Source organism: Streptomyces sp. SCUT-3 (assembly GCF_014083985.1).
GTDB classification, from domain to species: Bacteria; Actinomycetota; Actinomycetes; order Streptomycetales; family Streptomycetaceae; genus Streptomyces_H; species Streptomyces_H thermolineatus.
Genome location: NZ_CP046907.1, coordinates 2,891,820 through 2,905,042 on the forward strand (window position 1 = coordinate 2,891,820; position 13,223 = coordinate 2,905,042).

Consider the following 13,223-nt stretch of genomic DNA (forward strand, 5'->3'; position numbering starts at 1 on the left):
GCTTTGCTAAAGCAAGTTATAAATTTGCTGACGCAAACTCAAGGGGGCGCGGTCACGTTCCTGAAACAGCCTCCGTAAACACCACGGCCCCGCCCGGCGTGCGGGCGGGGCCGTGGACCGTGACGGTCTTTCAGGCATTCGCACCGGAACCTGCGGACACGGAGTCGGTCGCCTCCGTCCACAGGTCCTGCTCGGCGCGGTCAGCCTGGATCTGGCGGTAGACCAGCAGACCACCGACAGCTGCCAGTACGACCAGGAGAAGCTTCTTCACCGCGCGACCTCGACCTTCTTGCGTCTTTTGGGATGGGCCGGGAAACCTGCGCCCGATGATACACACCGGGGTAACGCGAAAACCCCGGACAGGTGACTGTCCGGGGTTTCTCCGCGGTGGGGCTAACAGGACTTGAACCTGTGGCCTCTTCCTTATCAGGGAAGCGCTCTAACCGTCTGAGCTATAGCCCCGCGCTGCACCGAAAGATTAGCGCACCGGAGGCGTACAGCCAAAATCGGCTACTCGTCCTCCGCCAGCGTCAGCTCCACGCCGCCCGCGAAGCCCGCCGAGATGTTGTAGACGAACGCCCCCAGCGTGGCCAGCGCCGTCAGCAGCACCACGTCGATCACCGCGACGATCGACGTGAACAGCAGCACCCGCGACAGCGACAGGAAGCCCTCCAGGTCGAACCCGCCGTCCGTCCCGGAGCCCGTCGCCTCGCTGATGGTGCCGCCGACCGTGGCGAAGACGCCCATCGCGTCCATCACCGTCCACAGCACGGCGACCGCCACGACCGTGCACACGCCCAGCGCCACGGACAGCAGGAAGCTGACCTTCATCACCGACCACGGGTCCGCCTTGGCGACCCGCAGCCGCGCCTTGCGGGTGCGCGGCGCGGTGCGCGCCGCGACCGCCGGCCGCGGCCGCCTGGCCCCGCCGCGGCCGCCGTGCGTCTCCGGGGCCCCGTAGGACTGCCCGGCGCCCCCCTGGGTGTCGCCGCCGCCGTAGGACGACGGGGCGTCGTACTGCTGCCCGCTCTGGTCCTGCGGCGGCAGGTAAGCCTGCGGCGGACGGTGCGGCTGCGCACCCTGGTGCGCCGGGCGGGCGTCGGTCACGGTTCCCCCTTGGTACGACGGGCCGCCGTGGGCGGCCTGGCCACGGGCGCCGCCGGTTCCGGCGACGGCCTCCTGATGACGGTCGGGACCGGCCCCGCCGGGCAGGGCGCCCGTGGCTCCACTCACGACTTAATCCTCCTGCGTACTCGCCGGCTGGTCCCCGGCCTCCTGGGCGCCCGCCTCGGCCGCCGCGTCCGCGATCGCCTCGACCTCCTCGGCCTCGGCCCCCGCCTCCGCGTTGCGGGCGATGCCGACGACGGCATCGCGCTTGCCCAGATTGATCAACTGGACGCCCATGGTGTCACGGCCCGTCTCCCTGACCTCGCTGACCCGGGTGCGGATCACACCGCCGCCCAGAGTGATCGCAAGGATCTCGTCACTCTCGTCGACGACCAGTGCGCCCACCAGCGAACCCCGGTCCTCGACGATCTTGGCAGCCTTGATGCCCAGACCGCCGCGGCCCTGGACGCGGTACTCGTCCACGCTCGAACGCTTGGCGAACCCGCCGTCGGTGGCGGTGAAGACGAACGTACCGGGCCGGACGACGTTCATCGAGAGCAGTTCGTCGCCCTCCCGGAAACTCATGCCCTTCACACCCGAGGTGGCCCGGCCCATCGGACGCAGGCTCTCGTCGGTCGCGGTGAACCGGATCGACTGCGCCTTCCGGCTGATCAGCAGCAGGTCGTCGTCGGCCGAGACCAGCGCGGCACCGATCAGCTCGTCCTCGCCGCCGTCCTCCGTCTCCCTGAGGTTGATCGCGATCACACCGCCGGAGCGCGGCGAGTCGTAGTCCTTCAGCGGCGTCTTCTTCACCAGGCCGGACTTCGTCGCCAGCACCAGGTACGGCGCAGCGTCGTAGTCGCGCACCGCCATGATCCCCGCGATCCGCTCGTCCGGCTGGAACGCCAGCAGGTTCGCCACGTGCTGCCCCCGCGCGTCCCGGCCGGCGTCCGGCAGCTCGTACGCCTTGACCCGGTACACCCGGCCCTTGTTGGTGAAGAACAGCAGCCAGTGGTGCGTGGTGGTGACGAAGAAGTGGTCGACGATGTCGTCCTGCTTCAGCTGCGCGCCCCGCACGCCCTTGCCGCCGCGCTTCTGCGACCGGTACAGGTCCGTGCGCGTGCGCTTGACGTAGCCGCCGCGGGTCACCGTGACGACGATGTCCTCCTCGGCGATCAGGTCCTCGATCGACATGTCGCCGTCGAACGGCACCAGCTGGCTGCGTCGGTCCTCGCCGTACTTCTCGACGATCGCCGCCAGCTCCTCGCTGATGATCTGCCGCTGCCTCGACGGCGAGGCCAGGATCGCGTTGTACTCGTCGATCCGCGCCTGCAGCTCGTCGTGCTCCGCGGTGATCCGCTGGTGCTCCAGGGCCGCCAGCCGGCGCAGCTGCATCTCCAGGATCGCGTTCGCCTGGACCTCGTCGATCTCCAGCAGGCTCATCAGGCCGTGCCGCGCGACGTCCACCGTCTCCGAGCGGCGGATCAGCGCGATCACCTCGTCGATCGCCTCCAGCGCCTTCAGCAGGCCGCGCAGGATGTGCGCCCGCTCCTCGGCCTTGCGCAGCCGGTAGGTGGTGCGCCGCACGATGACCTCGACCTGGTGCGCCACCCAGTTGCGGATGAACGCGTCCAGCGGCAGGGTGCGCGGCACCCCGTCCACCAGCGCCAGCATGTTCGCGCCGAAGTTGGTCTGCAGGTCGGTGTGCTTGTACAGGTTGTTCAGCACGACCTTGGCGACCGCGTCGCGCTTGAGCACGATCACCAGGCGCTGCCCGGTGCGCGAGGACGTCTCGTCGCGCACGTCCGCGATGCCGGAGACCTTCCCGTCCTTGACCAGGTCGGCGATCTTCTGCGCCAGATTGTCCGGGTTCACCTGGTACGGCAGCTCGGTGACCACCAGGCACTGCCGGTTCTGGATCTCCTCGACCTCGACCACCGCGCGCATGGTGATCGAGCCGCGCCCGGTCCGGTACGCGTCCTCGATCCCGCGGCGGCCCACCACCAGCGCGCCGGTGGGGAAGTCCGGGCCCTTGATCCGCTCGATCAGCGCCTCGAGGAGCTCCTCGTTGGACGCCTCGGGGTTCTCCAGGAACCACTGCGCGCCCCGGGCCACCTCCACCAGGTTGTGCGGCGGGATGTTGGTGGCCATGCCGACCGCGATGCCGGCCGAGCCGTTGATCAGCAGGTTCGGGAACCGCGACGGCAGGACGGTCGGCTCCTGCGAGCGGCCGTCGTAGTTGTCCTGGAAGTCGACGGTCTCCTCGTCGATGTCGCGGAGCATCTCCATCGACAGCGGAGCCATCTTGCACTCGGTGTACCGCATGGCGGCCGCCGGGTCGTTGCCCGGGGAACCGAAGTTGCCGTTGCTGTCCACCAGCGGCATCCGCATCGACCACGGCTGCGCCAGTCGCACCAGCGCGTCGTAGATCGAGGCGTCGCCGTGCGGGTGGTAGTTGCCCATGACGTCGCCGACAACGCGGGCGCACTTGTAGAAGCCCTTCTCGGGCCGGTACCCGCCGTCGTACATCGCGTACAGCACCCGGCGGTGCACCGGCTTGAGGCCGTCGCGCACGTCCGGCAGCGCACGCGAGACGATCACGCTCATCGCGTAGTCGAGATAGCTGCGCTGCATCTCCGTCTCGAGGCCCACCGGTTCGACGCGCGTCACGAACGCGCCTTCCTCGGCCGGGCCCTCGGACAGGTTTCCAGTGATGTCGACCATTACTGGTCAGAGTCCTTTCACGCTGCGGCGCTCGGCCGGCTCAGATGTCGAGGAAGCGAACGTCCTTGGCGTTCCGCTGGATGAAGGAACGACGGGCCTCGACGTCCTCGCCCATCAGCACCGAGAACAGCTCGTCGGCCTGCGCCGCGTCGTCCAGGGTCACCTGGCCCAGCACCCGGTGCTCCACGTCCATCGTGGTCACCCGCAGCTCCTCGGCGTTCATCTCGCCCAGACCCTTGAAGCGCTGCACCGAGTCGTCCCTGATGCGCTTGCCGTTCTGGCGGCCCAGCTCGATCAGGGCGTCCCGCTCCCGGTCGGAGTACGCGTACTCGAAGTCGTCCTTGCCCCACTTGATCTTGTACAGCGGCGGACGGCTGAGGTAGACGTGCCCGGCCTCGACCAGCGGCCGCATGAAGCGGAACAGCAGGGTCAGCAGCAGCGTGGAGATGTGCTGGCCGTCGACGTCGGCGTCCGCCATGAGGATGATCTTGTGGTAGCGGAGCCTGGAGATGTCGAAGTCCTCGTGGATCCCCGTGCCGAACGCGGAGATCAGCGCCTGGACCTCGGCGTTCTGCAGGACCTTGTCGATCCGCGCCTTCTCCACGTTCAGGATCTTGCCGCGGATCGGGAGGATCGCCTGGTACTGCGGGTCGCGGCCCGACTTGGCCGAACCGCCGGCCGAGTCGCCCTCCACGATGAAGATCTCACACTTGGCCGGGTCGTTGGACTGGCAGTCGCTCAGCTTGCCCGGCAGCGACGCCGTCTCCAGCAGCCCCTTGCGGCGGGTCAGGTCCCGGGCCTTGCGCGCGGCCACCCGCGCGGTGGCCGCCTGGATCGCCTTGCGGATGATGTCCGAGGCCTCGGCGGGGTTGCGGTCCAGCCAGTCGTTGAGGTGCTCGTGGACGACCTTCTGCACGAAGGTCTTCGCCTCCGTGTTGCCCAGCTTGGTCTTCGTCTGGCCCTCGAACTGCGGCTCGGCCAGCTTCACCGAGATGATCGCGGTCAGACCCTCGCGGATGTCCTCGCCCGTGAGGTTGTCGTCCTTCTCCCGCAGCAGCTTCTTCTCGCGCGCGTAGCGGTTGACCAGACCGGTCAGCGCCGCGCGGAAGCCCTCCTCGTGGGTGCCGCCCTCGTGCGTGTGGATGGTGTTCGCGAACGAGTAGACGCCCTCGGTGTACTGGGTGTTCCACTGCATCGCGATCTCCACCGAGATCGACCGGTCCCGGTCCTCCGCCTCGACGTCGATCACCGAGGGGTGGATCACCTCGCCCTTGCGGGAGTTGAGGTACTTCACGAAGTCGGAGATGCCGCCCTCGTAGTGGTACGTCACCGACACCGGCGAGCGGTCCTCGTTCGGACTGTGCTCGGGCCGCTCGTCGGTCAGCGAGATCGTCAGTCCCTTGTTCAGGAACGCCATCTCCTGGAAGCGGCGCGAGAGCGTCTCGAAGGAGTACTCGGTGCTCTCGAAGACGTCCGGGTCGGCCCAGAAGGTCACCGTGGTGCCCGTCTCGGAGACCGCCTCGTGCCTGGCCAGCGGAGCGGTCGGGGCACCGAGCTTGAACTCCTGGGTCCAGCGGTACCCGTCCCGCTTGATCTCGACCGCCAGCCGCGTCGACAGCGCGTTGACGACCGAGACGCCCACACCGTGCAGACCGCCGGAGACGGAGTACCCGCCGCCGCCGAACTTGCCGCCCGCATGGAGCACGGTCAGCACGACCTCGACGGCCGGCTTCTTCTCCACCGGGTGCAGGTCCACCGGGATGCCGCGGCCGTTGTCGACCACCCGCACCCCGCCGTCGGCCAGGATCGTGACGTCGATGGTGTCCGCGTAACCGGCCAGCGCCTCGTCGACGGAGTTGTCCACGACCTCCTGCACCATGTGGTGCAGGCCGCGCTCGCCGGTCGACCCGATGTACATGCCGGGGCGTTTGCGGACGGCGTCCAGGCCCTCGAGGACGGTGATCGCGCTGGCGTCGTAGGAAGGGGGTACCCCGCCCGAGCCGACTGCGGCTCCGGCGGCGGTGGAAACGGTGTGGTTCTCGTTGGAGTTGCCGGAATCGGCCACGAAGCGCCCTTTCTGGCACAGCACGAGCCGTCTGCCGGCCGGGCCGGAGAGGCTGCGTCGTTCGACATGTTCCGCAAGTGGGGCGGTGTTGCTTCCATTCTACCGGTCGCACCGACATGGACAGGGGTTTAGCGGCACCTGAGTTCGCCTCTGCCGCCCTGAATCGGGCACTTCCGAATCCCTACACGCGGGCCAGGGATCCAAACGGCTCCAGAGGGCCCCCAGGGCTTCGAACCGTCGCCCCCTGTCAACCCTGTGCGATGTGACCGCCGTCTCAGCGTCACCGTCAGCCCCAGGTGTCACCCGGACCGCGGCTCCCGGGCGCCCGCAGCCTGCCGTAGGACCTCGCCGGACCCGCCGGGCCCAGCACCTTGATCAGCCGGACCGCACCCTGCCCCAGGTCCTCGTTCAGCCTCGCCACCAGCCGGGGCGCCAGCAGGCGCAGCTGGGTCGCCCACGCCGTCGAGTCGCAGCGCACCACCAGCACCCGCTCCCGCTCGTCGTACGACTCCGGCGCGCAGTGCTGCGCCACCTCGGCCCCCACGATCTGCGGCCACCGGCTCATCACCCCGCCCACCGCGGCCGGCGCCTCCCAGCCCCGCTCCGAGATCAGCCGGTTCACCGCCGCACCCAGCGGCAGCGGGTCCCGCCCGTCCGCCCGCGCCCCGCTGCGCAGGCCCCCGCGCCGCGCCTGCCGGCCCGCCTGCGCGGCCGCCCCGCGCGCCCGCGCCTGCTCGCGGGCGGCCCGCAGCGCCACCCGCGCCAGGTCCGCCCCCGACGGCCGCGCCTCCTTCGCCGGCCCGGCGTCCGCGCCCGGCTCCGGCCCGGGACCCGTACCGCTCACGGCGCAGTCCTCTCCACCGTGCCGCCGCGCACCGAGAAGCGGACACCGGCCAGCGCACGCGGCACGTCGTCCTCCACCGCCGCCGTCACCAGCACCTGCTCGCCCGGGGCGACCAGCTCGGCCAGCCTGTCCCGGCGCGCCGCGTCCAGCTCCGCGAACACGTCGTCCAGCACCAGCACCGGCTCGCCCCCGTCCGACCGCAGCAGGTCGTACGAGGCGATGCGCAGCGCCAGCGCGAACGACCAGGACTCCCCGTGGCTGGCGTACCCCTTCGCGGGGAGCGGCCCCAGCCGCAGCAGCAGCTCGTCGCGGTGCGGCCCCACCAGGGTGACCCCGCGCTCGACCTCCTTCGGGCGCGCCCGGCCGATCGCCTCCATGAGGACGCCGAAGAGCTGCTCGCGCCCCCGCGCCCCGCGGGCCTCCTCGCCGGCGGAGTTCACGTACTCCAGCGTCGTCCCGCCGCCGCCCGGGGCCAGCCGGCCGTACGCCTTCTCGACCAGCGGCTGCAGCACCGCCACCAGGTCGAGGCGGGCCGCCAGCAGCTCGGCGCCGGCACGGGCCAGGTGCTGGTCCCACACGTCGAGCGTGGACAGGTCCGCCTTCCGCCCACCGCCCCTGCGGGCCAGCACCGCGCTCTTGAGCAGCGTGTTGCGCTGCTTGAGCACCCGCTCGTAGTCCTGCCGCACCCCCGCCATCCGCGGGGAGCGCGCGGTGACCAGCTCGTCGAGGAAGCGGCGCCGCTCGCCCGGGTCCCCCTTGACCAGCGCCAGGTCCTCGGGGGCGAACAGGACCGTGCGCACGATCCCCAGCACGTCCCGCGGCCGCACCTGCGAGGACCGGTTGATCCTCGCCCGGTTCGCCCTGCCCGGATTGATCTCCAGCTCGACCAGCTGCTGCCGGTCCCCGTTGTGGACGAGGGCGCGCACGATCGCCCGCTCGGCGCCCATGCGCACCAGGGGCGCGTCCGAGGCGACCCGGTGGCTGCCCAGCGTGGCGAGGTAGCCCACCGCCTCGACCAGGTTCGTCTTGCCCTGGCCGTTGGGGCCGACGAACGCGGTCACGCCCGGGTCGAGCGGGACCTCGACCCGGGCGTAGGACCGGAAGTCGGCGAGCGACAGATGGCCGACACGCATGCGTCGGTCAGACCGCGGGAGGAGTGACGTCGGCACCCGGCGCGTCCGCGCCCTTGTGGTCACTGACCGCGGTGACCGCGTGGCCGCCGAACTGGTTGCGCAGGGCGGCGATCATCTTCATCGACGGCGAGTCCTCCTGCCGGGAGGCGAAGCGGGCGAAGAGCGAGGCGGTGATCGCCGGCAGCGGCACGGCGTGGTCGATGGCCGCCTCCACCGTCCAGCGGCCCTCGCCGGAGTCCTGCGCGTAGCCGCGCAGCCCGCCCAGGTGCTCGTCCTCGTCCAGCGCGTTGACCGCCAGGTCGAGCAGCCAGGAGCGGATGACCGTGCCCTCCCGCCAGGACCGGAAGACCTCGCGGACGTCGGTCACCGAGTCCACGGCCTCCAGCAGCTCCCAGCCCTCGGCGAAGGCCTGCATCATGGCGTACTCGATGCCGTTGTGGACCATCTTGGCGAAGTGGCCCGCGCCGACCTTCCCGGCGTGGACGGAGCCGAACTCGCCCTCCGGCTTGAGCGCGTCGAAGACCGGCTGCACCTTGGCGACGTCCTCGTCCGTGCCGCCGTACATCAGCGCGTAGCCGTTCTCCAGGCCCCACACGCCGCCGGAGACACCGCAGTCGACGAAGCCGATGCCCTTGGCCGCCAGGGCCTCGGCGTGCTTCTCGTCGTCGGTCCAGCGGGAATTGCCGCCGTCGACCACCACGTCGCCGGGGGAGAGCAGGTCGGACAGCTCCTCGACGGTCGCCCGGGTGGGCTCGCCGGCCGGCACCATCACCCACACCACCCGCGGGGCCTGCAGCTTGTCCACGAGTTCGGCGAGGCTGTCCACGTCCGCCAGGTCGGGGTTGCGGTCGTAGCCGATGACGGTGTGGCCCGCGCGGCGGATCCGCTCGCGCATGTTGCCGCCCATCCTGCCGAGGCCGATGAGACCGAGCTCCATCACTGATCCTTCGTTCTGTCCGATGTCGGTTCTTCGAGCCTACGTCCGCCGGGGGCGGCGGTTCCCTCCCCGCGGGGCCGCCCGGGGCGCCGGGAGGGCCGCAGGAGGCCCTGCGGCCCTCCCGGGACCCTCTGGCCCCGGGGGAAGCCCGTGGGCCCCCGCCGGAGGGCGGGGGCCCACGCATGTGTCCGGTCCGGCCCGGCGGGCCCGGGGCGCCGGCGGGTCAGCCGCTCAGCCGCACCGGCATGATCAGGTACTTGTAGGACTCGTCGGCCTCGGCGTCCACCGCCGGGCGGCCGCTGAGCAGGGCCGGCTTGGTGGAGGTCGTGAAGGACAGCTGGGCCACCGGCGAGTCGATCGCGCTCAGGCCGTCCAGCAGGAAGGTCGGGTTGAAGGCGATCGAGATGTCGTCGCCCTCGAGCTGGGCGTCCACCCGCTCCACAGCCTGTGCGTCGTCGCTGGAGCCGGCCTCCAGGGTGAGGGCGCCCTGCTCGAAGCTGAGCCGGACCGGGGTGTTGCGCTCGGCGACGAGCGCGACGCGCTTGACGGCCTCGACGAACGGGGCGGTCTCGATCACAGCGACGGAGTTGAACTCGGTCGGGAAGAGCGTGCGGTACTTCGGCAGGTCGCCCTCGAGCAGCCGAGTGGTGGTACGGCGCCCGGCGCCCTCGAAACCGATCAGGCCCTCGCCCTTGCCGGAGCCGGCCAGGGCCAGGCTGACCGTGTCACCGCTGGTCAGCGACTTCGCGGTGTCGAGCAGGGTCTTGGCCGGGACCAGGGCGACCGCCGACAGGTCCGCCGACTCCGGCTTCCACAGGAACTCGCGGACCGCGAAGCGGTAGCGGTCGGTGGAGGCCAGGGTCACCCGGTCGCCCTCGATCTCGATGCGCACACCGGTGAGCACCGGGAGGGTGTCGTCGCGGCCGGCGGCGATGGCCACCTGGGAGACGGCCGCGGCGAAGACGTCGCCGGCCACGGTCCCGGTTGCGGACGGCATCTCGGGCAGTGCCGGGTACTCCTCCACAGGCAGGGTGTGGAGTGTGAACCGCGAGCTGCCGCAGACCAGGCTGACCCGCACGCCGTCGGTGGAGATCTCCACAGGCCTGTTGGGAAGTGCACGGGAGATGTCGGCGAGCAGGCGGCCGGAGACGAGGACGGTGCCCTCCTCCTCGACGTCCGCCTCCAGGGAGACCCTGGCCGAGACCTCGTAGTCGAAGCCGGACAGGCTCAGCTTGCCGTCCTCCGCCTTCAGCAGCAGGCCGGCGAGCACGGGCACCGGCGGACGGGCCGGGAGACTGCGGGCTGCCCAGGCCACTGCCTCCGCGAGTACATCGCGCTCCACCCGGAACTTCACCGGAACCGCCTCCTGCTGTTGCTGCTGTCTGGCTGGCTGCTGCCGGAGACCAGTCTGACGCACGGCACCGACACCCGTGTGCAGCTTGCCGTCAAGTCGCACCGGAGTCGACCCGCGGCCTCGGTCCCGAGTTGTGCACAGGACCCACTTCGAGCCTGCTTCCCCGGTACCTCTAGGTGGTCTTAGTAGTAGGCCTTGTGGATACCGTGGATAACCGGTTCCGGCGCAGGTGGGGACCGGTTTTTTGTCCACCGGGCCTGTGGGCGGGGGCGGTGGACAACCGGGCCCTGCTGTGGACGGGGGAAAGTTCCCCACAGCCCGTGCACAGGACGGGCCGGGTTCTCCCCAGAGGCATCCCCAGGTTCTACCCCGGTTGTCCCCAGGCCAATCCAGGGAGACGTGTGACCGCTTTCACTCTCCCGGGTGACAGAGCCCTCTTGGTTGCCGAACAGTGGACAGCACTGTGGAGAAGCTGTGCAAAACCGCCTCCCACCTGTGGGAACAGCGTGGACAACCTCCTCGGACCGCTGTGGGGCGAGAGTCTGTCCACAGGTTGTGGACAACGGTTGACCACAAGTCCACACCCACCTGACCTGGGCTGATGAGTATTCAGTAGCACCGCCTGTGGATCATCCGGGGACAAGTCAACAGTCCCCAGGGTGTGGACGGGGGAAAACGGCCAAGCCTGTGGAGAACTCGGGTCCGGCCTGAGGAAATCGAACGACGAAAGGGCGCCGCGGGAGGTGGTCCCGCGACGCCCTTTCGTTGCTCCGGTCGGCCCAACCTGCCTGGATCCGCTACTTGTCCTTCTTGATGCGGCTGGTCAGCTCGGTGACCTGGTTGTAGATGGCCCGCCGCTCGGCCATCATCGAGCGGATCTTGCGGTCGGCGTGCATCACCGTGGTGTGGTCGCGCCCGCCGAACTGGGCCCCGATCTTCGGCAGCGACAGATCGGTGAGCTCGCGGCACAGGTACATCGCGATCTGCCGCGCGGTGACCAGCACCCGGCTGCGCGAGGACCCGCACAGGTCGTCCACGGTCAGACCGAAGTACGAGGCCGTCTCCGCCATGATCATCCCGGCGGTGATCTCCGGTGCCGCGTCCTCCCCGCCGGGGATCAGGTCCTTGAGGACGATCTCGGTGAGCTGCAGGTCCACCGGCTGCCGGTTGAGGTTGGCGAACGCCGTCACCCGGATCAGTGCGCCCTCCAGCTCGCGGATGTTGCGCGAGATGCGGCTGGCGATGAACTCCAGCACCTCGGGGGGCGCGTTCAGCTGCTCCTGGACCGCCTTCTTGCGCAGGATCGCGATCCGGGTCTCCAGCTCGGGCGGCTGGACATCGGTGATCAGGCCCCACTCGAAGCGGTTGCGCAGCCGGTCCTCCAGCGTGACCAGTTGCTTGGGCGGCCGGTCCGAGGAGAGGACGATCTGCTTGTTGGCGTTGTGCAGGGTGTTGAAGGTGTGGAAGAACTCCTCCTGCGTCGACTCCTTGCTCGCCAGGAACTGGATGTCGTCGACCAGCAGGATGTCCATGTCCCGGTACCGCTTGCGGAACGCGTCCGCCTTGCCGTCCCGGATGGAGTTGATGAACTCGTTGGTGAACTCCTCCGAGCTCACGTACCGCACCCGGGTGCCGGGGTAGAGGCTGCGGGCATAGTGCCCGATGGCGTGCAGCAGGTGCGTCTTGCCCAGGCCCGACTCGCCGTAGATGAACAGCGGGTTGTACGCCTTGGCCGGCGCCTCGGCGACCGCGACCGCGGCGGCGTGCGCGAACCGGTTGCTCGCCCCGATGACGAAGGTGTCGAAGAGGTACTTGGGGTTGAGCCGGGCGGTCGGCTCGCCGGGCTTGGTCGCCGGCGCCGGCTGGGCGGCCAGCGGGCCGGGGGCGCCGCCGGCCGGGGCGCCCGGACGCCCGGGGCGCTCGTCCCGGTCCTCCCGGTGGTGCTGCCCGCGGCCGGGGGCCTCGCCGTGCCGGCCGGGCGCGGCGGGCAGGTGCTCCGCGGCCGGAGGCTGCGCCTGCCAGTCGGTGCGCTGCGGATAGGGGTCGGGCTCGCCGTAGGCGTGTACCGGCCGCTGCCAGCTGTCCGGCTCGGCCGGGACCCCGTGGCCGTAGGCGCCGCCCCCGGGCTGGGGCCAGCCGCCCTGCTCCGGGCGGGGCGGGGCGGCCGGGTAGTCGGGGTAGGCGCGGCGCATCCGGGGGCCCTCGTCGTACCCGTGGCGCGGGGGCTCGGGGTAGGCGAGGGGCTGCTGCGGGCGGTCGGGCCTGGGCCGGGGGGCCGGTTGCGGGGCGGCCGAGTCGGTGCTCGAGTCGACGGTGATCGCGATGCGGATCGGCCCGCCCAGCTCGTGGTCGAGCGCGTCGGTGATCGCCTTCAGCAGCCGGGTCTCCAGCACGGACTTGGCGAACTCGTTCGGCGCGGCGAGCAGCGCGGTGCCCGCCACGAGCGCGAGCGGCTGACAGCGTTTGAGCCAGTGCTGGTCCTTCGCCTCCACCCCCTGCTCCTCGTCGAGCAGCTGCTCGAGGACCCGGGGCCACACTGCGGCGAGGTCACCGGTCACATCAGCCACAGGGCACGCTCTCTGGTACGGGGGAGAATCTGGAGTCCAGCACGGTAGTCAGGCGGTCCTTCAGCCTACAACCCGTTGTCCACAGGCTGTGTACAAATGTGCCGTCCGCCGCCCGGGGGGCTCGGCACGCAGCTCCTGACAGGCACCGGTTTGACCCGATGGCGTGCTCCCGATTACCGTGAACCGGTCGAGTTGTCGATGGCTGCTGCCGCATGCCTCCGATGGGCCAGGGCCACTGATGTGGTCGTGAAAAGCGGCGCGCACGGCGCGTTGCGAGCTTCCTCGTGGGCGCACGGTGACAGCCAGGCGACGCCCCGCCATCCACGATTTGATCCCTGGAGCCCCCGAGTGAGCAAGCGCACCTTCCAGCCGAACAACCGCCGGCGCGCGAAGACCCACGGCTTCCGGCTGCGCATGCGCACCCGTGCCGGTCGTGCCATCCTGGCGAGCCGCCGCACCAAGGGCCGCGCCCGCCTGTCCGCCTGATCGCGC

10 protein-coding genes and 1 tRNA gene are annotated in these 13,223 nt (G+C 70.5%); 1 reads left to right on the forward strand and 10 read right to left on the reverse strand.

Annotation, left to right across the window (positions count from 1 at the left end):
* Positions 1–130: 130 nt before the first annotated feature.
* The 10 genes from GQS52_RS12690 to dnaA form a co-directional block, all read right to left on the reverse strand.
* Positions 131–271 carry a DLW-39 family protein gene (locus GQS52_RS12690; RefSeq protein WP_220472763.1) on the reverse strand — a complete coding sequence of 47 codons (141 nt, stop codon included), beginning with the start codon at positions 269–271 and terminating at the stop codon, positions 131–133.
* Positions 272–388: 117 nt separating this feature from the next.
* Positions 389–462 (reverse strand) — tRNA-Ile (locus GQS52_RS12695).
* Between the two features lie 48 nt (positions 463–510).
* On the reverse strand, positions 511–1,233 hold the full coding sequence (locus GQS52_RS12700) for a DUF3566 domain-containing protein (RefSeq protein ID WP_182313565.1): 723 nt from the start codon (positions 1,231–1,233) through the stop codon (positions 511–513).
* Between the two features lie 3 nt (positions 1,234–1,236).
* Positions 1,237–3,831: a DNA gyrase subunit A gene (gene gyrA, locus GQS52_RS12705; RefSeq protein ID WP_182313566.1), complete on the reverse strand. Its 2,595-nt coding sequence runs from the start codon at positions 3,829–3,831 to the stop codon at positions 1,237–1,239.
* A gap of 40 nt (positions 3,832–3,871) precedes the next feature.
* Complete coding sequence (gyrB, locus tag GQS52_RS12710; protein WP_182313567.1) at positions 3,872–5,920, reverse strand: DNA topoisomerase (ATP-hydrolyzing) subunit B; 2,049 nt, start codon at positions 5,918–5,920, stop codon at positions 3,872–3,874.
* A gap of 262 nt (positions 5,921–6,182) precedes the next feature.
* Positions 6,183–6,662: a DciA family protein gene (locus GQS52_RS12715; protein WP_259371108.1), complete on the reverse strand. Its 480-nt coding sequence runs from the start codon at positions 6,660–6,662 to the stop codon at positions 6,183–6,185.
* Between the two features lie 74 nt (positions 6,663–6,736).
* Complete coding sequence (gene recF / locus GQS52_RS12720; RefSeq protein WP_182313569.1) at positions 6,737–7,873, reverse strand: DNA replication/repair protein RecF; 1,137 nt, start codon at positions 7,871–7,873, stop codon at positions 6,737–6,739.
* Positions 7,874–7,880: 7 nt separating this feature from the next.
* A complete protein-coding gene (gnd, locus tag GQS52_RS12725; protein ID WP_259370750.1) occupies positions 7,881–8,813 on the reverse strand; it encodes a phosphogluconate dehydrogenase (NAD(+)-dependent, decarboxylating) in 933 nt (310 codons plus the stop codon).
* A 220-nt stretch (positions 8,814–9,033) separates the two neighbouring features.
* Complete coding sequence (gene dnaN, locus GQS52_RS12730) at positions 9,034–10,164, reverse strand: DNA polymerase III subunit beta (RefSeq protein ID WP_182313571.1); 1,131 nt, start codon at positions 10,162–10,164, stop codon at positions 9,034–9,036.
* A gap of 797 nt (positions 10,165–10,961) precedes the next feature.
* Complete coding sequence (dnaA, locus tag GQS52_RS12735) at positions 10,962–12,731, reverse strand: chromosomal replication initiator protein DnaA (RefSeq protein WP_182313572.1); 1,770 nt, start codon at positions 12,729–12,731, stop codon at positions 10,962–10,964.
* A gap of 348 nt (positions 12,732–13,079) precedes the next feature.
* Between dnaA and rpmH the strand changes: the two genes are divergently transcribed.
* Complete coding sequence (gene rpmH / locus GQS52_RS12740) at positions 13,080–13,217, forward strand: 50S ribosomal protein L34 (RefSeq protein WP_008746848.1); 138 nt, start codon at positions 13,080–13,082, stop codon at positions 13,215–13,217.
* Positions 13,218–13,223 lie beyond the last annotated feature (6 nt).